The organism is Nostoc linckia z4, assembly GCF_002608075.1.
Lineage (GTDB): Bacteria > Cyanobacteriota > Cyanobacteriia > Cyanobacteriales > Nostocaceae > Nostoc > Nostoc linckia.
On record NZ_LAHA01000038.1, the window covers coordinates 1 to 19,304 of the forward strand.

18 protein-coding genes and 1 pseudogene are annotated in these 19,304 nt (G+C 38.1%); 12 read left to right on the top strand and 7 right to left on the bottom strand.

The features are described 5' to 3' along the window. From VF06_RS42165 to VF06_RS25025, 12 genes and pseudogenes are all read left to right on the top strand, one after another. Positions 1-182, top strand: a pseudogene (locus VF06_RS42165) (hypothetical protein); the annotation flags it as partial. 19 nt (positions 183-201) lie between these two features. Beyond that, on the top strand, positions 202-1,398 hold the full coding sequence (locus VF06_RS24990; RefSeq protein ID WP_099068302.1) for an aminoglycoside phosphotransferase family protein: 1,197 nt from the start codon (positions 202-204) through the stop codon (positions 1,396-1,398). A gap of 521 nt (positions 1,399-1,919) precedes the next feature. Then, a complete protein-coding gene (locus tag VF06_RS24995) occupies positions 1,920-2,105 on the top strand; it encodes a hypothetical protein (RefSeq protein WP_099068303.1) in 186 nt (61 codons plus the stop codon). 91 nt (positions 2,106-2,196) lie between these two features. Continuing rightward, positions 2,197-2,382, top strand: coding sequence for a protein-tyrosine phosphatase family protein (locus VF06_RS25000; protein WP_099068304.1), 186 nt, complete (start codon positions 2,197-2,199; stop codon positions 2,380-2,382). A 92-nt stretch (positions 2,383-2,474) separates the two neighbouring features. Continuing rightward, positions 2,475-2,642, top strand: a complete 168-nt coding sequence (locus VF06_RS41225; RefSeq protein WP_180267630.1) for a hypothetical protein — start codon at positions 2,475-2,477, stop codon at positions 2,640-2,642. Between the two features lie 43 nt (positions 2,643-2,685). Continuing rightward, positions 2,686-2,874: a hypothetical protein gene (locus VF06_RS25005; protein WP_099068305.1), complete on the top strand. Its 189-nt coding sequence runs from the start codon at positions 2,686-2,688 to the stop codon at positions 2,872-2,874. Positions 2,875-3,319: 445 nt separating this feature from the next. After that, a complete protein-coding gene (locus VF06_RS39490; RefSeq protein ID WP_143861645.1) occupies positions 3,320-3,496 on the top strand; it encodes a bacteriocin in 177 nt (58 codons plus the stop codon). 55 nt (positions 3,497-3,551) lie between these two features. Next, positions 3,552-3,722 (top strand): bacteriocin, encoded by a 171-nt coding sequence (locus VF06_RS39495; protein ID WP_143861646.1) that lies wholly within the window; start codon positions 3,552-3,554, stop codon positions 3,720-3,722. A 109-nt stretch (positions 3,723-3,831) separates the two neighbouring features. Further along, complete coding sequence (locus VF06_RS25010; protein ID WP_099068319.1) at positions 3,832-4,953, top strand: T3SS effector HopA1 family protein; 1,122 nt, start codon at positions 3,832-3,834, stop codon at positions 4,951-4,953. Then, positions 4,953-5,963, top strand: a complete 1,011-nt coding sequence (locus VF06_RS25015) for an aldo-keto reductase family protein (protein ID WP_099068306.1) — start codon at positions 4,953-4,955, stop codon at positions 5,961-5,963. Before VF06_RS25010 ends, VF06_RS25015 begins: the two co-directional genes overlap by 1 nt. A 5-nt stretch (positions 5,964-5,968) precedes the next feature. Further along, on the top strand, positions 5,969-6,775 hold the full coding sequence (locus VF06_RS25020; protein WP_099068307.1) for a peptidylprolyl isomerase: 807 nt from the start codon (positions 5,969-5,971) through the stop codon (positions 6,773-6,775). Between the two features lie 143 nt (positions 6,776-6,918). Next, positions 6,919-7,812 carry a CPBP family intramembrane glutamic endopeptidase gene (locus tag VF06_RS25025; protein ID WP_099068308.1) on the top strand — a complete coding sequence of 298 codons (894 nt, stop codon included), beginning with the start codon at positions 6,919-6,921 and terminating at the stop codon, positions 7,810-7,812. Positions 7,813-8,144: 332 nt separating this feature from the next. Here VF06_RS25025 and VF06_RS25030 read toward each other — a convergent pair whose 3' ends face one another. The 7 genes from VF06_RS25030 to VF06_RS25065 form a co-directional block, all read right to left on the bottom strand. Continuing rightward, the gene (locus tag VF06_RS25030) at positions 8,145-8,891 is read right to left on the bottom strand and encodes a peptidylprolyl isomerase (protein WP_099068309.1); all 747 of its coding nucleotides are present in this window, start codon (positions 8,889-8,891) and stop codon (positions 8,145-8,147) included. A gap of 58 nt (positions 8,892-8,949) precedes the next feature. After that, on the bottom strand, positions 8,950-10,476 hold the full coding sequence (locus tag VF06_RS25035) for a beta-barrel domain-containing protein (RefSeq protein ID WP_099068310.1): 1,527 nt from the start codon (positions 10,474-10,476) through the stop codon (positions 8,950-8,952). Between the two features lie 78 nt (positions 10,477-10,554). Beyond that, entirely contained in the window at positions 10,555-13,281 is a 2,727-nt protein-coding gene (locus VF06_RS25040; RefSeq protein WP_099068311.1) for an ABC transporter transmembrane domain-containing protein, read from the bottom strand. After that, a complete protein-coding gene (locus VF06_RS25045) occupies positions 13,196-13,897 on the bottom strand; it encodes a helix-turn-helix domain-containing protein (protein ID WP_099068312.1) in 702 nt (233 codons plus the stop codon). The genes VF06_RS25040 and VF06_RS25045 overlap by 86 nt, the downstream gene beginning before the upstream one ends. 1,040 nt (positions 13,898-14,937) lie before the next feature. Next, on the bottom strand, positions 14,938-16,101 hold the full coding sequence (locus VF06_RS25055; protein WP_099068314.1) for a hybrid sensor histidine kinase/response regulator: 1,164 nt from the start codon (positions 16,099-16,101) through the stop codon (positions 14,938-14,940). Between the two features lie 165 nt (positions 16,102-16,266). Continuing rightward, positions 16,267-16,713 (bottom strand): response regulator, encoded by a 447-nt coding sequence (locus VF06_RS25060; protein ID WP_099071763.1) that lies wholly within the window; start codon positions 16,711-16,713, stop codon positions 16,267-16,269. Further along, positions 16,658-18,964, bottom strand: a complete 2,307-nt coding sequence (locus VF06_RS25065) for a sensor histidine kinase (protein WP_099071762.1) — start codon at positions 18,962-18,964, stop codon at positions 16,658-16,660. Before VF06_RS25065 ends, VF06_RS25060 begins: the two co-directional genes overlap by 56 nt. Positions 18,965-19,304: the final 340 nt, after the last annotated feature.

The following is a 19,304-nucleotide window of genomic DNA, read 5'->3' on the forward strand; positions in this document are numbered from 1 at the left end:
CATCTCCCCATCTCCCCATCTCCTCATCTCCYCATCTCCCCATCTCCCCATCTCCTCATCTCCCCATCTCCCCTTCACTGGGACATAAAAGTTTTAGTTGTGTCGAAGGAAAAATTTTAACAATAGAGTCTACAATCTTCATTTTGCCTAAAATCGTAGAAGACAAAAGATTTGAAGATTAGTACTCATATTTGATAGCGTATGACATTTATATTGAACTCCAACAATGTTTTTGATTATTTAGTTGAGCGTGACTTATTGACTCAATCACAGCAATCTGTGACGAATATTGAGGTTGTACCTGCAAAAAACTTTAATTTATTAATCACCCTGTCAGACGGTGATAAGCTTCTTGTGAAGCAAGAACGGCACAACCATGATGGAAAAACAGCAGGCGAATTTTTAGATGAGTGGCGAATTCAAGAGTTATTACAAAAATTTCCCGAACTGAATTACACAAAACCATTTTTGCCTGAAGTACTTCATTTTGATAGAGAAAATTCGGTTATTGTCTTTAAATACCTAGATAATTATCGCGATTTAAACGATTTCTATATGAAGGGAAATATATTCCCTCCCACAATCGCAGCAGCAATTGGTAGTTGTATTGCAAAAATTCATCGCGAAACCTTCAATTCCCAAAAATATCAGGATTTCTTCTCTCAAAATGCCGATAATATCAAATCCGATTTGGTATTGCTCTTGATTCGCAAATTGGAGCATATCGGCCCCGAAATTTTTGGTTTAGTACCTGCTGATGGATTGAAATTTTTTGCACTGTATCAGCGATATGATAGCTTGGGACAAGCACTCAGAGAATTGAGTACAGCTTTTGCACCGCGATGCTTAACGCACAACGACCTCAAACTCAACAACATTTTATTGCATCAAGATTGGGAGCAATCATTCCCTGAAGCCGAAGTATCAACAAACGGTATTGTACGGCTAATTGATTGGGAGCGATCGTCTTGGGGAGATCCAGCTTTTGATTTAGGAAGTATTATCGCTAGTTATCTGCAAATTTGGCTCAATAGCTTAATTGTTAGTAAAGAGATGACCATCGATGAATCTCTGCGCCTAGCTACCACTCCCCTAGAATCGCTGCAACCTTCTATTTATGCTTTGATTAGCGCTTATTTAGAGTCCTTTCCAGAAATTTTGGTTCACTATCCTGATTTTATTCAGCGAGTTGTGCAATTTTCTGGCTTGGCATTAATTCAAGCAATTCAATCCATAATTCAGTATCAAAAATCCTTTGGCAATATGGGTATTTCTATGCTTCAAGTTGCCAAAAGTTTGTTGTGCCGTCCAGAGCAATCTATTCCTACCGTTTTTGGCACAACAGCAGCAGAACTAACCCGCTTAAGTAGCTCTCGGACTGAAGTATTATCTAACTAATTAACTATAGAAATTCTATTTCATTTGTGAACAATATCAGTGTTGACTGTTGACTGTTGACTGTTCACAGTTGACTGTCAACGATTAACAGTAAATTACCTTATCTAAAAAATCATTTTTTGTGCGTGAAAATCCTTGCATCTGAGGTGAAATGACAGTCATGTTATTTCACCTTTTTTTGTATATGTCCTATGTATATTCTTCATTTGGAATGGGCATTGTTCTCCTTGTCTCCCTTATCTTCCTTATCTCCCTTGTCTGCCTTCCAATAACCACTGCCTATTTTTAAAGCAGGTTTATTTTCTTGACTAAAAATAACTAGAGTTTAGTTGCATGTAAAAACGTGCTACATAGATTTTTTAGCTCACAAATTATAAAAAGCAAAGATGACAAAAAAGATGTATTAAAGGAATAAAAACTAATGATTTATCCTAGCTAATCTATTAATTCCTATGCCAATATTTAGACATGAACTAAAAAGTTCATCACTCAATTTACTTTATTCAACTAGGAAAAATTTCATGGCTACGATCAAAATTCACGATTTAAGTCCTGCTGGTTCCGAATTATTTCAAGATTCTGAAAGCTTTTTGAATGAGCTAACAGATGCAGAACTAGGAGTACATGGCGGTTTGAGAGCAGAATCAGTCAGTGTTACTGTTAGTGTTACTTTGACAGTTACTTACTCTTGGTCTTGGACTTGGTAATTTTTTAGTTTTACTTGCAAGACAGTCATATTTATTGCAATTGTCTTTTTTCTTCGTAATTCACACATTATTTTTTTGAGGATGAAAACTTATGGCTACTATCAAAATTCATGACTTAAGCCCCGCCGGTTCCGATTTATTTCAAGATTCTGAAAGCTTTCTCAATGAATTAACAGATGAAGAACTGGGAGTACATGGCGGTCGAGCATTAGCATCAGTAAGTATTAGCGTTACTGTGACAGTTACTTACTCTTGGACTTGGACTTGGGCTTTGTAATTTTTTAGTTTTGCTTAAAAGACAGTTCTGCCCAGCAGTACTGTCTTTTTTTGTTCCTAATTCACACATTATTTTTTTGAGGTTCAAAACCGATGGCTACTATCAAAATTCATGACTTAAATCCCGCTGGTTCCGAACTATTTCAAGATTCTGAAAGCTTTCTCAATGAACTGACAGATGCAGAACTGGGGCTACAAGGAGGCTTGAAAACACAATCATTTACCTATTGTTGGCCGATTACTTGGACTATTCTTTTGTAACTTTTTGTTCATAATTCACACAATCTTTTGAGGATGACAACTAATGGCTACTATCAAAATCAATAACTTAAGTCCAGTTGGTTCTGAACTGTTTCAAGATTCTGAAAGCTTTCTCAATGAACTAACAGATACAGAACTAGCAACACGTGGTGGTCTGTTATCAATTACTTTGCCTTTAACTCCAACGTTGAGTTTGACTTGGACTTATACTGTTACTGCTGTGGCTGCGTAATTTTTTAGTTTTACCTCAAAGACAGTTCTGTTTTCCAGAACTGTCTTTTTTTGTTTCTATGTTTAAACAGATAATTTGGTAAGGTTTGAGTTCTGCTTAGATGACACATTCGACTTCTTGCAAACATCGATTAAAAGTCATTGGGCATTGGGCATTTAAAAGTCAGGCATTCAAAAGTTTTTGAATTTTGAATTGATTTGTCTCCCTTGTCTCCCTTGTCTCCCTTGTCTTCCTTGCCATATCAATGAAGTTTATTGTCTGAAGGCGGATTTTTGTAGCTCGATAGGATAAATCAGCTAAAGAAAACATGACATAAAAGTTTTAGTTGTGCCCGAAAAAGCATTGTTTTTTGGTTGTTTTACCCAAAGCAGTATGCCAATATTTAAACATGAACTAAAAAGTTCATCATTCATTTAAAGTTAGTCAAATAGGAGATTAACTAATCATGGCTAATATCAAATTGCATGATTTAAGTCCGGCTGGTTCTGAATTATTTGAAGATTCTGAAAGTTTTCTCAATGAACTCAATACTGAAGAATTAACCCACGTCAATGGAGGATTGTTATCAATCACTATCACGATTACAATCACAATTACAGTCACTCTTGCTAAGGCTGCTTAACAAGATATAAATTCATCATTGAATTCACTTTATTCAACTAGGAAATTAACTCATCATGGCTAATATCAAATTGCACGACTTAAGTCCCGCTGGTTCCGAATTATTTGAAGATTCTGAAAGCTTCCTCAATGAATTAAATGCTGAAGAATTAAACAACGTCAACGGCGGATTGCTTGGAATTACACTAACTATAACTGTAACTATTACAATCACTATTACTTTGTAATATTCAAAGTTATATAGTAGCTTTTCTCAGCATGAGTAACAGTGCTTTATCCAGCACTGTTACTCCTAAAACAATAGTAAATTATGTCTATTTATTAACTAAGTTATCAATGATTGCTGAATTATTAGAAATTAGCCAAAGTCAATCAACACAAGCAACTCGACAACTGTGGGATGCTTTAGAAGACATCGTTAACAACATTCAAATCGAGTCTGATTTTTGCATTCGTCACCCAAATTATAAGCCTTTGGATTTGCCAGAGGAGGTGATAGTTCGTTTCAGAAAGATGTCTAAGGATGTTCAAAATAGATACTCGAATTTGCAGTTACGGAGTTTTCTTTATGGAATTTATTACAATGGTTCTCTACAAACAACTCTGGCGCTTGATGGAGATTCATCGAATCTGCATTTACACCAAGATTTAGAAAATAACTCTTTCTTAGGGGTAGACTTGGCGTTTTACGATCGCTTACACAACAGCAATACTGGTGAAGGTTACTTTGACGCCAATTGGTCTGTCGTGAAACAAGTCAACGATGATACCTTAATGGTCACCAAGGGCGGTTTAAATTTACATATTAAGCGCGATTACCACTTACAACCAGCCGAACAATCTGCGGTGGTGGGTGACATAGTTGCCATTCGGCTGCCTAAAAATCGAGTGCAAAATGGATTTTATTTAGCAGTTGGCAATGCTGGCCCCCAAACTATCGGCAATCCCAATCAGCAGCCACAAACTGTACGCATTTATTTTAATTTGAGTCCGGATGGTGCGGTTGCTCTCATGGGTAGCCTAACGCAGCAACTCAACGAAATTAACATTCCTTTTACATTTAAAGCACTATACAATCCCGCCGACTACGGTCGCTATGATTCAGCAGTACTTTATTTTGAGAAAAGCTACTACGAAGCAGTTCGACTAGTTTTACAAAGTGTTTATACAGAAATGCGATCGCACTTTAATCCACAAGTGCCATTATTCACAAAATTACTGATGCCGGGGCTAAGTTTGGCAGAAGAACCAAACCAGAGATTTGCAGCCCAAGAAAGTTTTGGTACTAATCGCTGTCAAATTATTGCTAATGGATTGCTACAAGCCAGCCAACAGGGAAAAAACTCTCCCGAAGAACGGATGAAAGCTATTCTCGAAAACTTTTCTCTTCTGGGAATTGAATTACACCGTTCTTATCTGAATGCCAACTCTGAAGACATCTACACACCGTTAAACTAATGCAAATACTCGACCTTGCGCCGCCAAAAGTAGCAACTTCCAACGAAGTTAATTTCAGCAATAAATTTCCGGAATCAGATTTGCCATTCTACCGAAAACTTGGACGAACTGATTTAACTGTTAGCGCTCTCGGATTGGGAGGTGGGGGCAAAATCTCCAGTGAAGATACCCTTTACGCCTTTGACCAAGGAGTTAACTTCTTTTTTTACTCTAGCGATTTACACCACTATCTCTACAGCCACATGTCTGAAGGACTGCGGAAATTGTGTGGTCGTGGCTCATCAGTGCGAGAAAAAGTAGTATTGGCAACGGTGAGTTATATTAAAAATCCAGATGCGGCAATGGCAGCCATCATCGACCAATTTGTAGACCTGAAAATGGACTATATTGATGTCTTCTTTTGGGGCTGGATTGGCACTACTGATGAGCCAATGTTTGAGAAATGCTTAGACCGTTCCAACGATTTAAGAGGTGCTGGTAGCATTTATGAACGAATCGTTGAAAGAATGTTTGGTGTTTCCGAACGTCTGAAAAAAATGGGGGCTGTTCGTTATATTGGCGCTTCCTTTCACGACTTAGATTTAGCTAACAAATGGCTGAATAATTCTTTAATAGATGTGGCGATGGTGAGACATAATGTTGCTCACCGTACTGCTCAAAAATCAGTATTCAACAATTTGCAAGCGGAAGATCCGCAGCGATCGGGTATTGTCACCTTTAAGTCTGCGGGAATGCACGGGCCCCTGTGGCATCCTCCTGCTGGTTTGCCAGAAAAATGTTGGGTGCCTTCAGTTCCCGATTTATACCGCTATTCTTTGAGCCAAAACTGTGTAGATGTCTGCTTGATGGGTTCAGAAAAACGGGAACATATAGATGCAGCGATCGCAGGTATTCAAAAAGGTAAACTTACCGCAGAAGAAATAGAGTATCTCAATGTTTATGGTGACTTACATCGTCATCGTTTTCAATCCCAAAATATTCCTACAGATAAATTAATTTACAGAGGTTAATAATCATGACAGAAAATGTAGCTACACCAAGAATATCTAGCGGCGAAAACCTTTTAGCAACACTGAAACTGCCAGAAATTTCACTGGCAACAAACGAACAAATATTAGACCATCTCCGCCATTCACATAAAATTAGTGCTGTTGCTGCTGATGCCGAACAAGAAATCTTGATTTTGCGCCTCTGCGAACAACTAGAAATTACAGTTTCTGATGAAGAATTGCAAGCCGCAGGAGATACCTTTCGCCAAGACCACAAATTATTAACAGCTTCAGAAACTTTGGCATGGCTAGCACAGCAGCGCTTAAAAGTAGAAGAATGGTCTGAAAGTATTAAAGTGGCACTGCTAACACAAAAGTTAAAAGAACATTTATTTGGCTCAACTATAGATACTCAATATCTAGTCGATCCTTATATTTTTAAACGCGTTGCTTTATCCCAAATTCTCGTAGTCGATTTAACAGAAGCGTTAAAAATAGTCAAAGCATTGCAAGAAGATAAAGCTGCTTTTTGCAGTTTGGCACTACAATATTCAAAAGGTAAGCAGTCGAAACAGAATGGTGGTTTTGTAGGTATTCGTTTTGTTTCAGAACTCATGCCAGAACTAGGACAAGCCATTGCAGAAGCAAAAGATGGTGATGTGATTGGCCCAATTCAAACCAAATTAGGTTATCACATTCTCAAAATTGAAAAATGGTTTTCCCATGAATTTAGAGAAGTTAAAGAGCAAGTATTAGAATTCCTTCTCCAAACATGGATCAAGAGTCAAACCCATTCTGATGCTGATAGTCTGTCAACAGTAAAAAATAATTAAAAATCACATAAATTTCCTGGATATTTATATTCAATATCCAGGAAATTTTAGACATAATATCTATACAATGTAATCATCAAGCTATGTCAATGCGTCATCAATCTAGACATCAGTACCTCAAACTCAGGTATATTGGTGAATTTATGAAAAGACATTTCAAAAAAGTTTGGCTCTTTCTGGGGCTAACTTTTTTCTTTAATTATTTGTTAGTGATTCTCTACCTAGCCTTAGGTGGTAAATGGGTCGTACCTGGTTCGCTGATAGTAACTACAGCTTATATGTTTATTCCGATGATTGTTACTGTAGTTATCCAGAAGTTAATTTACCACGAACCATTGCAAAAACCATTGGGTATTTCTTTTAAATTCAATTGGTGGTTTTTAGTAGCATGGTTATTGCCGCCAACTATAGCATTTACTACCTTTGGAGTTAGTTTACTTTTTCCTGGAGTTGAATATTCTCCAGAAATGACGGGGCTATTTGCACAACTAGAAACCGTGCTTTCTCCAGAAAAATTGCAGCAGGTAAAAACTCAAATCGCAGCTTTGCCAATTCCCCTAATTTGGATTAGCTTAGTACAGGGTTTAATAGCAGGTACAACCATCAACGCTGTTGCAGCCTTTGGTGAAGAATTAGGTTGGAGGGGGTTGCTGCAAAAAGAACTTAATCATCTAGGATTCTGGAAGTCCTCAGTTATTATCGGTTTGATTTGGGGTATATGGCACGCCCCCTTAATTATCCAAGGACATAACTATCCTCAACACCCATTTTTAGGTGTTTTAATGATGACAATTTTTACTCTATTGTTATCACCAATTTTTAGTTATATCAGACTAAAATCCGAATCTGTAATTGCTACGTCTATTCTACATGGAACATTAAATGCCACAGCAGGGCTGTCTATTTTAGCAATCAAAGGGGGCAACGATTTAACAGTTGGTGTTACAGGATTAGCTGGTTTTTTAGTTCTAATAGCTGTCAATATCGGTCTATTTATTTATGAATATGCCAGTTCTAAAAAGTCATTTATAAAGTAAAATCCAACAAATAAATTATCTAACTTTGTGGACTGGACAAAATTGCCAGCCCACAATAATTAATTGGATATTTTATTATTTATAAGTCAATTCAGTTCAGTTAAAGCTAAAACTCTTTGCCAAAGTCAATTTTTTAACAAACCGCAAAGGACGCAAAGAGAAGAAAGAAATACTTAACCGAAGCGTATTGATTTATAAGTCTATACAGTTGAGTTCAGTCTTTCTTCCTTTCTTTTATTTCTGTCTCTTCTCTCTGCGTTCTCTGTGTCTCTGTGGTTCGTAAAAAAGACTTTAGCAAACCGACCATATTAATTGATTAATCCCTAAAACCCTTATTTTTCTGAAGCCATAACAGGTACAAATTCAAATTTTTCAATTTGTGAATTTAACCAAGCAGTAAATAAATCTGTCAGAATTTGACGAGATAGCTTATTATCTAACTCTGGTTGAATGATTTCCTCAACTAATATTAAATGTATTCCCTTAGAAGTCACAATGGGTTTGAGGAGTTGAGGAGGTTTAGCAGCAAACACCGCAGCAGAAATTTCTGGTTTCAAATCTTTACGGTACAATTTCCCACGATAACCTAATTTCCGCCGTAATTCTTTATCTTCAATGTATTTGTGAGCCACCTCATAAAAAGTAATTTCACCTTCCTGGATGGCATAAAACAGTTCTAAAGATAAATCTTCATCATCTAAAATAACTTCATAAATCAAGACAGTGGCATAATCTAGTTGATGTTCAAAGAAATACTGTTCGACTTTATCACCAAACAGATGAGCCGCTAATTTTCCAGAGATGACAGTGTTGTAGACTAATTCTTCAAAATTATCAAGAGATAAACTATGTTTTTCTAGCCACGCCCAAGTATCGTCAGCATTATTCAGCTTTTGAGCTAATCTGATTTGGTCTGCTGTTTGCTGAAGTTCTTCGGTTTCGACTTTGATACCTGCTTTATCTACAGCATCTTTGATAATTTGGAGAGTGATAATATCTTCAATTATCTCAGGAATTTTGCAGGATAATTTTACCTGATTGAGAATATCTTCGGAAGTAATTGTTAGAGGTTGTGACATAAGACGCTCCTAAATAAGAAAATTAAATTTAGCAAAAAAATAATCATTTGAGATTGTTTTATAATTTAACCTCTCCTTGTTGTAACTTTTTAAATGGATCTAGTAGAAAATCAATAATTCGCCGCTGGCGCACAATCACTTCCGCTGTGGCGGTATCTCCAGGACGCAACGGAATACATTTATTTGCAGAGGGAATACAATTCTGTTTGAGGGCAATATCTAAGTTATAAGCTGCCACTTTCCCATTGGGTGTATCTATCTCTGTAGTAGTAGGAGAAATTTTAATTAATTCCCCTGATATCACCCCATAATCTTGAAAAGGATAAGCATCAAATTTGAGTTTTACAGGTAATCCTGTCTGTAAAGAACCACTTTGTGTGGTTGCCATTTGGGCACGAATTATTAAAGGCGAATTCAGCGATGCAATTTCCGCCACCATTGTTCCAGGCTGCACGACAGAACCAGCTTTTTCAATGGGCAGATGAAATAATATACCACTGCTGGTAGCTCTAATTTCTCGTTGGCTTAACTGAAATCTCAATGCTAAAATTTGTCTTTTAGTTTGGGCAATGTCGGTTTGTAATGAAGTAATATCAGTTTCTAAACTTTTTTGTTGTTCTGCAATTTTTAACACAGCTAACTGACCAGAACGAGTCAAAGTTTCATAACTTCTTTCTTGTTCTTTTAATCGCAATTTAGCCTGTTCAATATCTGCATTAATTTGGCGGATACTCCGCTCGTAATTACTTTGTTGCTCTGCCAAAGTTAATTTGGCTTGTTCAATATCTGACTTACTTTGTTCGTATAATTTTTGTTTTTCTTGAGCGATATCTTGCTTTTCTACAACATTAATTTCTGGAACTACTCCTTCTTGTTTGAGTTTGCTATAACGTTCAACTTCTCGCTGACTACTTCTCAAACTACTTTCAGCCAAATTACTATTGTTTCGACTATGTTCGAGAGTTTTCTTTGCTTGATTAACTTGAGATAATTTTTCTTCTTTTTGCAATTCGTAGGCATTTTTCAGAGCATCTAAATTTTGGCTTGCTTGAGCGATTTGGGTTTGTTTCTCCAACTGTTGAGATTGGTTTTGTTGTTGTTGAGTCGCTAAAGACACAAGCAATTGATTTTTAGATGCATTTAACTGAGCCAGCCGATTGAATTGTCCTTCTAATCTATCTTGTGCCTGCTGTAAATCTGATTTTACTAGTTCTGATTCTAGTACCAATAAAGTCTGACCAGGCTTTACTGTATCACCTTCCTTAACTCGAATCTCCGCAACAGTTCCAGCCACAGCAGAATCCAGTTTAATTGTTTTTTCTTTAGGCTCAGTTCGTCCTCTAGCTGTGCCAGTTTCATCGACCTTAAATAGCATTGACCAAGGTAAAATTATAGACACAAATATCACTAAAAAATATAATAACCCTCTTGTCCAAATCTGGGGAAAGCTATCAAGTGATTCCTTAGTAATTTCAGACCAATCATCAGTGGTTTTTTCTGGAATTTGTGGCTCTAAAATTTCTTGTTCAAATATTTCTTCTGGTACTGAGTTGGTTACTCGTCCATTTAATATAGTATTGGGCATAATTATTTTGGAGAGATATTTTTTAAGGTGGATAATTTATGAACCATTAATTAAGAATAAAATTTCTGTTTTGAGAGTTCATGCCGCCACCTGTAACTGCTGTTGATTGAGATAGAAATAATGCCCCCGCTTCGCCATCAATTCTTCATGATTTCCGCTTTCAATTAATACACCTCTGTCTAATACCAAAATGAAATCGGCATTGCGGATTGTAGAAAGACGATGAGCAATTACTAAAGTGGTTCTTCCTCTGAGAATTGTATTAAAATTTTGCTGAATAATTCTTTCTGATTCCGTATCTAGATGAGAGGTTGCTTCATCTAAAACTAACAATTGAGGATTCCCTAATAAAGCCCTAGCAATAGCTATCCTTTGTCTTTGTCCGCCAGATAATAATCCCCCCCCTTCACCAATTTGGGTTTCATATCCCATTGGTAACTTTTTAATAAATTCATCAGCACCGGCTAGTTTTGCTGCCTGGATTACTTCTTCTAAATTAGATCCAGGATGTCCTAAACTAATATTTTCTCGAATTGTACCGCCAAATAAAAATGTGTCTTGGTCAACTACCCCCACTTGTTGACGTAAGGAACTTAAGGAAATACTAGTAATATCTTGGCCATCAATCAAAATTTTGCCGTCTGTGGGAGGATACAATCCTAAAACCAACTTAGAAATGGTAGTTTTTCCGGAACCACTACGTCCCACCAGCGCCACCATTTGCCCTGGTTTAATTTCAAAGCTGAGATTTTCTAATATATTGATATCGCTGTCTGAGTGATAGCGAAATGTCACTTTATCGAAGCGAATATTACCTTTAATTTTTGGTAAATTTTGCCGTGGTTGTTGGTGTAAATCTTCTTCTGGTTCTGCATCTAACACATCATTAATACGTTCCATCGCAATCACCACTTCCTGGAACTGATTCCACAAGACAGTTAAGCGTTGAAATGGCGATATTATATTACCTAATAGCATGTTAAATGCCACTAGTTGACCAATAGATAATTGGTTGTGAATTACTTGGTATGCCCCAAACCACAGCAAACCAGTAGTCATCAATGCATGAATTGTGTTACTAAAAATTTGTAAGCGATTGTTAATAATTTGTCCAGAAAAATTAGTTTTTACTTCTTTATTTAATAACTCTTCCCAATGCCAACGTACTGTTTGTTCTACTGCCGTTGCTTTGACTGTTTTGACACCTGTTAAGGCTTCAATTAAATAACTACTTTCTTTGGCAACAGCGTTAAATGTTTCGCGGGAAATTTTTTGTAAAAAAGGTGTGGCAACTAAGGTCAATAAAGCAAAAGGTGGAATAATTAACAATGATAGCAACGCCATTTTCCAACTGTACCAAAACATTAATCCCACATAGATAAAAACAGTGAGTAAGTCAAGCAGGATTGATAATGCTTCACCAGAAAGAAAGCGTTGAATTTTGCGGTTCTCTTGGACGCGAGAGATAATATCTCCCACATAACGCGACTCGAAGAAATTTAAGGGTAGGCGTAGAGTATGGCGAATGAATCCAACAATGAGTGCTAAGTCTATGCGATTGGCTGTGTGGTCTAGGAGATATTGTCGCAACCCTGTCATTGCTACCCGAAAAAGATTAAATATCAGCAACCCTATACCCACTGCTGTTAAGGTGAGTTCCGATCGCTGCACCACCACGCGGTCTAAAATCAACTGGGTAAATAACGGGGTAATCAGTCCAAATATCTGAATAAATATTGAAGCAACAAACACCTCCACCATCACCAAAGAATGAGGCTTCATCAACTCAAAGAACTGCCAAAAAGGCGTAGAACTTTCTTGAGTTTCTTTGAGCATGGCTGTGGGTTGCAGCAGCAAGGTGTAACCAGTCCAGTCGGCTTTAAATTCGGCGTGAGTCAGGGTACGTTGACCGATGGCCGGATCGGCTACAATCACATGTTTAGCGGTAATTTCGTAGACAACAATGTAATGCTTGCCTTCCCAGTGAACGATCGCTGGTAAACTTTGCTTTGCTAATTGCTTCAAACCAGCTTTTACAGGTCGTGTAGCAAAGCCCAAACTTTCCGCCGCCACCAATAACCCGCGCAAAGATGCGCCGTTGCGGTCAACATTGGCGATATCTCGCAAGCGATTGACGCTAAAGCGTTTTCCCCAATAGCGAGACACCATCACCAAACAAGCTGCGCCGCAGTCAGATGCACTTTGTTGGGCAAAAAATGGATAGCGTCGTGTGACTCGTTGCCATAAATGCCCGACTCGCTGAGTAGGATTAGGAAAATAAGCTTTGCTAATTTTCTTACCCTGGGGTATGTCTGCTGGTTGCGAGAAAATATCTGTTTCAGGATGCGTATTTGTCTCAACTTTGCCGCCAGCATTCCCTAATTCCATCTGCTGGGGATTGCGAGATAGCGCCCTCGCCCATAAATGCTCCCGAATTTGAGGATACTTTACCATCAACGATCGCAGCACCTCACCAGGAATAAAACACAATTGTAAATTTACTGAGGCTCTAGCTGCATAAGGCTGAAATTGCGTATCTGGGAATAAGGTAAATTCCCCGAATGAATCTCCCGGTTCTAAAGTAGCGATTAATTCGTCAGCACCATCGAGTAATCGTACCTTACCAGCGATGGCAATATATATACCTGGCTCAACGTCAGTTCCTTGCCAAAATTTGCCGACTTTTGGGTTGCTTTCTTGAAATTGTGGAAGATATCGTTCAAATTCTTCTTGAGAGAGAGAATGTCCCAGAATATTGTTGAGTTGTTGCACAGAAAGCAACTGATTGGATGTGTTGTGCGCCATTATTTGAATCTTTTGCGAATTTTGCAAAGTTAATAGGTAATAATTCGGAATCCTCCGCAATAGTTACCGATTTGAGGTCACCAATCAAAATTTTGTTACCTTGAGTCTGCTCGTTGTTGCTGACTTCGGTATTGTTGGCTTTTGGCCGTGTGGATAACCCCATTTGTTTGAGCAGTCGCTTCAGATGGCGATCGCTTAGCTCAATTCCAAATTCTTTTGCCAAATGTTTCGCTAGCCAGTTTGCTGTCCACCGCCGAAAAGAATAGCCATAATCTCGCGGACTATTTCTCATCAGTTCTTGCAAACGTTCCAAATACTCGTCGTTTATTGCCTTCGGGCGACCAATGGGGCAATCTTGCCATTGATGCGCCATTCCTGTCTTCGCTATGTGCGTCCAATGTCTTGCTGTTGCTGGACAACATCCCAAAATTTGACAAATCTGGGTTTGAGTTTTTCCCTCATCTGCCAACAACATAATTTCAATGCGTTGTCGGTAAGATTCTGGTAAATCTTTCTGTAAATTCACTACCAGTAATTTTCGCTGGAATGTTGTTAAATACTTACCAGCATTTACATCTGCATACTTTGGTTTATTTTTCGTATCATAGTCAGACATATGCGTAAATTCACCTAATTTATATCCCTGGAAATATTCGATGCTTTATGATTATTTGAACTTTAGTCTCTAAATTTAAGTAGAAAATACTAGAGACATTGCAAAAGCTCATTTTTATTTTCTCTGTAATACTTATCACTATTTGCTTTGTATTTTATGCAAAATTTGTATTTTTGCATAGTGATATTTTTTACAGTATTTTTGGGCTGTTGCTTTTTTAGGGATAAATTAACCTACAAATCGTATTTAGAAATTCCGAAAATCAGACTTAAACTTTTTGTAAAGATAAATCAAATAAATCTCAAGAGAGAAAAAATAAATCATAGTGGGATTACTGGGAAAACAGGCTTGAAAGTCTTTGACAACAAAGCTTTGACCATTGGTTTATTTGCCAAGCTGCGCTTCAAGTGTTACACATCCCAAAAACCCCAGTTGGATGATGGCGTACTCTAGCCCGAACAATATTACAAGTATAAAAAAATACCGCTTAATCGCAGACAGAATTAAGAGGCAGGGTGCAGTGACTATGGTAATCATAATGAATTATCCGAACATAATGTGGTTGATAATTTTGATTTGTATTTTTAGGGACAAAACATAGATCCCCCCTACCCCCTCCTTAAGGATGGGGTTAGGGGATCTAAGTACGTACCTGATATAGTTTTTGTAAGGTGCGTTAGGCTAAAGCTTAACGCCAAGACAGTTATAATCAGCGAAGATTACCGCTTATCTTGCCTACCCTACTTAAGGCTTACTGTATAAGTGGTTTTCCATAAATTGATATTTTGAGATTAAATAACAATCGGGTAAAACTAGGGGAAACGAGTTATTAGTTACAATAATTCACAATTTTTATCCTGAACAATAGACCTCTTGCAAAAGTTACTTTTGCAAGAGGGGGAAAGGGAAAAGGTTAAAGGGAAAAGGGTTTTTATTTGCCCTTTCCCCTTTACCCCCTACCCTTTTCCCACTTCTCTTAGAAGTCTAATCTAAAACCCCAATGCAATAAGCTTTATTTGCCTGTTCCCTGCCATAACATCCTAAAGTTCCAGTAAAGGCAAGGTGACAGTAAAAATTGTACCTACTCCGACTTGACTATTGACTATAATCCCGCCTCCGTGTGCTTCTACACACTTTTTGACGATCGCTAGCCCCAAACCAGTACCAGGAATACTTCCCACATTATCTGCACGATGGAAAGGCTCAAACAGTCGCTTATGGTTTTCTTCAGGAATGCCAATTCCCCAATCTTGTATTCGGAAAATTACCGCTTTTTCCTGGCCAATTAATTCAAAGCGCACTATACCGCCTGGTAATGAATACTTAATTGCATTGCTAAGTAAATTGACCAAAATGTGACGCAGCAGAGTTTCGTCCCATAGTCCTTGACCTAATTGCCCAAAACTACCGAACAGCAAAGTCAGACGCTTTTGATTGGTAGTTAATTTCACTTCATCAACAATTTGACGACAAAAAGCTTCTAAATCGAGAGAAATGAGATCGCATGGCATTTTCCCAGAATCAGCTTTACCAATCAATGAAACTTCATCTAATAACTGCGCCATATTTTTGATTGCTGAGCGAATCATTTCTAAATGATTGAGTTTTTTCTCTTTGGTCAATTTGTCATCGTGACTTTCTAACAATCCAGCAGCCAAAAGAATAGTATTGAGGGGATTACGGATATCATGGGAGAGCATCGACACAAATTCCGATTTAAACTGATTGAGTTCTTTAGCTTTCACCAGTTCCGCAGTTCGTTCTTCAACTCGGATTTGTAACGTCTGATTCACCGTGCGTAAAGATTCTAATACCTGTTTGCGCTCGATGGCATAACGTAGCGATCGCACCAACACATCTACATTTACCTGTCGCTTGACTAAATAATCTTGTGCCCCTTGGCGTACTGCTTCAATTGCCAGTTGTTCGTCATTGGTATTAGTGAGGACAACAATCGGTACACTTGGGGCTTGACCAATCAGAGGAGGCAGAGATGATAATCCTTGACTGTCGGGTAAAGTTAAATCTAATAAAATAACATCATAATTACTCTGACCTAATTCCTCCAATGCTTCTGCCAATCGCTTTACATGAACCAAAATAAACTCTTGCGACTGGGCTTGCATGAGAAACTCTTGTAACAACCTAGCAGAAGCCAGGTTGTCCTCAATTAATAAAATTTTGACTAAATCGCTCCCAGTCATAATCTTCGAGTATGTCCCCTGGAAAATGCTAGCTGTTGACTGATGACTGATGACTGTTGACTGTTGACTGATGACTGTTGACTGTTGAGTTATTATTTTCCCCTGCCCCATCTCCCCATCCCCCTTGTCTCCCCATCTCCCCATCTCCCCATCCCCCCAATCCCCTCAATCCGATGGTAGCGTCACAGTACAAAGCCAAAAGTCTTCAATACTCTTGACGATTTGGAATAGCTGGTTGAGGTTGCGGGATTTTGTGATGTAGCAATTCACGTGTAAGTCGTAGCTGTGATAAATATCATCTTCATTTTTTGAGGTTGTTAACACAACAACTGGAATACGTTTGAGTACTGGGTCGGTTTTAATTTCCGCCAGCACTTCTCGACCATCTTTTTTAGGCAAGTTCAAATCCAGCAAGATTAAGTCAGGGCGTGGTGCGTTGGCATATTCCCCTTCTTGGCGTAAATAAGCCATAGCATCTATGCCATCCCTGACCGTTACCACTTCGTGTGGCACTGAACTATTTTTCAATGCTTCTTGAATTAAGCGAATATCTGCCTTATTGTCCTCTACCAAAAAGATGGTTTTGTGTTTTTCTCCCGTTTCTACGCTCAAGTTCGCGTCCTCCAACTGGAATCGTAAAGTAGAAGGTTGCGCCTTTACCCAGTTCTGATTCTACCCAGATCCGTCCCCGATGGCATTCGACAATCTTCTTACATATTGCTAAACCCATACCTGTACCAGTATATTCATCCCGCGTATGTAGCCGCTGAAAGATAACGAAAATGCGATCGCTAAATTGGGGGTCGATACCAATTCCGTTATCTCGCACTGAGAATAACCATGCATCTTCTATTCTTTCTGCTTGCACATGAATTTGTGGTGGCTCTTTACTGTGGAATTTAATGGCGTTACCAATGAGGTTCTGGAATAGCTGCATCAGTTGGGTGCTGTCAGCCATGACTATTGGTAAGGGATCGTGGGTAATGGTAGCCCCAGTTTCCTGAATGCGTTGACGCAAATTCCCCAAAGCTCGATTTAAGGCTGTTTCTACCTCAGTCATTTGAAAGGCGATCGCTTGCATATCAACTTTCGAGTATGCCAGCACATCATCTATCAATGTCTGCATCAGGCTTACTCCCTGTACAGCATAGCTGATAAATTCCTGGGCATCTTCGTCGAGTTCTTCGTGATAACGCATTTCTAACAATTGCACGTAATTCACCACTTGGTTTAGTGGTTCTTGCAAGTCATGGGATGCGACGTAGGCGAATTTTTTCAATTCGGCATTGGAACGTTCTAAATCTTGCGCTAACTGGGCGAGTTCGTCGGCTTGACGCAGCACAATATTCACAATTGCTTTTCGCAATTCCAATGCTGCTTTAATTTCTACTTCTTTCCAAGGTAAAGAAGTTAAGCGAACGGTTTCTTTCCACAGTTCAAATGATTTGCGCGGACACAGACGCACATTTCCTTCTGACTGGCTAACTTCAAATGCCTTATTCGGATCGCCGCCCCAATTTACAGTTTGAATTACTTCTGGTCGGAACCACAAAACGTAATTGCGTTTGGCGATGGGAATAGCTAACAAGCCGCTGGCGACATTTTTAAATGTTTCGGCATCTGGATAAATCTGCGGTAAAGAATCTGTATAAAATACTTCTTCTTCAACGTTATTTTTCAGCCATTGCACTAAAAAATTTAATTCTTCTTCTTTGGGACTTTCACCAACTACCGTGCAATTTCCACCAAAACATACCGCTGCACCTTGGGCGCTGGCTAAATCTAAAAGACTTTGGGGATTTTTAACTAAACCATCAATAAAGTTTTCTTCTTGGGACATATATTCAATCAACAATGATTGAATATGTGTCAAATTTATCCGGTGATAGTAATCTTCTGTTTCTTCTCTAGCAGAAATTTCTGTGAATATGACTCGTCCTAAAAATTCGCAAGCCTTACGCAATTCGTAGGAAACATATTTTGGTGACTGATGATGACAAGCAATTAGTCCCCAGAGTTTTTGGTCTTTAATTAATGAGATAGTCAGCGATGCACCAACACCCATATTATGTAAATATTCTAGGTGACAGCTAGCAGCACTTCTGAGGATAGAGTTAGTTAAATTAATGGGGCGATCGCTAATGGGATTATTTACCGGAAAAAGTTTTACTGGCTGTGAATAAGCATCCGGAATAATTCTGATGGAATTGGAAGCAAATAACTTTCTCGCTGGTTTAGGAATATCCGACTCTGGGTAATGGAGTCCCAAGTATGGTTCTAGATTTTCTAATTTGTCTTCAGCAACAACACAACCATGACCATCATCATCAAATTTATATAACATTACCCTGTCAAATTCCGTTAATTTACGGACTTCTTTAACGATAACTTGACAAAAATCATGGAGGCTAGCTGTTTTTTCCAGTTGGTTAATGGAAGCTCTAGCTAGATGATAAAAGCTTAAAAATGGAATATTTTCTTGAGTAATGGCGGGTTCTAACTCTAGAATCAGAAATCCTTCTAGATTGCGGTGAAAAACTGCATCAAATACTACATATTCATCACCTTTTTTTCTTACCCAAACCTTCGTCGGATTAATAAAATCTAGATTTTCCTCAGATAAACCTGCTTTAATTCTTTCTATTTGAAACGAATCCAGTAAATCTTCGAGTTTTTTTTGCAACATATTTTCCGGAGGAATTCCGAAAATTGTTGACGTATTATTGCTAACTTGTAGGATTTTTAGCTCTGGCTCTTCCAACACCAACAGAACACCATGAGGCTGAATTTGACTAGAAATGTGAATTGGTGCTTCTTTTAAGCTGATTAAATTAATCCCTGGCAATTGTATGTTCATTTCCATGACGATCCTCCTGGTGCGGTTTGGGAGCATCAAAACTAGAGTATCTATAAATTATCGAAAATGATGAGTGTCAAAATATGTAATTTCTGATTCATCATTTTTACTTAGTATCTAATTTCCCATGCCCTGATATTGCGTATTGCAGCTTTTTACGATCTGCTTGCGCTTTAAAAGTCTAACAGTCAAGGAAGTTAGATAGAGATAAGAAATATAAAAATCATGTGATTAAAAAAATCTATATATATGTAGTTATGTGAAGTATAAAAATTAGTTGAGGAATTTTTCGATAAACAGCATATTTAGTCATTAAACCACATATAGCAATCCTATTTCAGTTGTG

What these genes read in the sequence shown, in the direction of transcription:
- VF06_RS24990 (WP_099068302.1), top strand. Translation starts at nt 202, where the DNA reads ATGACATTTATATTGAACTCCAACAATGTTTTTGATTATTTAGTTGAG.
- VF06_RS24995 (WP_099068303.1), top strand. Translation starts at nt 1,920, where the DNA reads ATGGCTACGATCAAAATTCACGATTTAAGTCCTGCTGGTTCCGAATTA.
- VF06_RS25000 (WP_099068304.1), top strand. Translation starts at nt 2,197, where the DNA reads ATGGCTACTATCAAAATTCATGACTTAAGCCCCGCCGGTTCCGATTTA.
- VF06_RS41225 (WP_180267630.1), top strand. Translation starts at nt 2,475, where the DNA reads ATGGCTACTATCAAAATTCATGACTTAAATCCCGCTGGTTCCGAACTA.
- VF06_RS25005 (WP_099068305.1), top strand. Translation starts at nt 2,686, where the DNA reads ATGGCTACTATCAAAATCAATAACTTAAGTCCAGTTGGTTCTGAACTG.
- VF06_RS39490 (WP_143861645.1), top strand. Translation starts at nt 3,320, where the DNA reads ATGGCTAATATCAAATTGCATGATTTAAGTCCGGCTGGTTCTGAATTA.
- VF06_RS39495 (WP_143861646.1), top strand. Translation starts at nt 3,552, where the DNA reads ATGGCTAATATCAAATTGCACGACTTAAGTCCCGCTGGTTCCGAATTA.
- VF06_RS25010 (WP_099068319.1), top strand. Translation starts at nt 3,832, where the DNA reads ATGATTGCTGAATTATTAGAAATTAGCCAAAGTCAATCAACACAAGCA.
- VF06_RS25015 (WP_099068306.1), top strand. Translation starts at nt 4,953, where the DNA reads ATGCAAATACTCGACCTTGCGCCGCCAAAAGTAGCAACTTCCAACGAA.
- VF06_RS25020 (WP_099068307.1), top strand. Translation starts at nt 5,969, where the DNA reads ATGACAGAAAATGTAGCTACACCAAGAATATCTAGCGGCGAAAACCTT.
- VF06_RS25025 (WP_099068308.1), top strand. Translation starts at nt 6,919, where the DNA reads ATGAAAAGACATTTCAAAAAAGTTTGGCTCTTTCTGGGGCTAACTTTT.
- VF06_RS25030 (WP_099068309.1), bottom strand. Translation starts at nt 8,891, where the DNA reads ATGTCACAACCTCTAACAATTACTTCCGAAGATATTCTCAATCAGGTA.
- VF06_RS25035 (WP_099068310.1), bottom strand. Translation starts at nt 10,476, where the DNA reads ATGCCCAATACTATATTAAATGGACGAGTAACCAACTCAGTACCAGAA.
- VF06_RS25040 (WP_099068311.1), bottom strand. Translation starts at nt 13,281, where the DNA reads ATGGCGCACAACACATCCAATCAGTTGCTTTCTGTGCAACAACTCAAC.
- VF06_RS25045 (WP_099068312.1), bottom strand. Translation starts at nt 13,897, where the DNA reads ATGTCTGACTATGATACGAAAAATAAACCAAAGTATGCAGATGTAAAT.
- VF06_RS25055 (WP_099068314.1), bottom strand. Translation starts at nt 16,101, where the DNA reads ATGACTGGGAGCGATTTAGTCAAAATTTTATTAATTGAGGACAACCTG.
- VF06_RS25065 (WP_099071762.1), bottom strand. Translation starts at nt 18,964, where the DNA reads ATGGAAATGAACATACAATTGCCAGGGATTAATTTAATCAGCTTAAAA.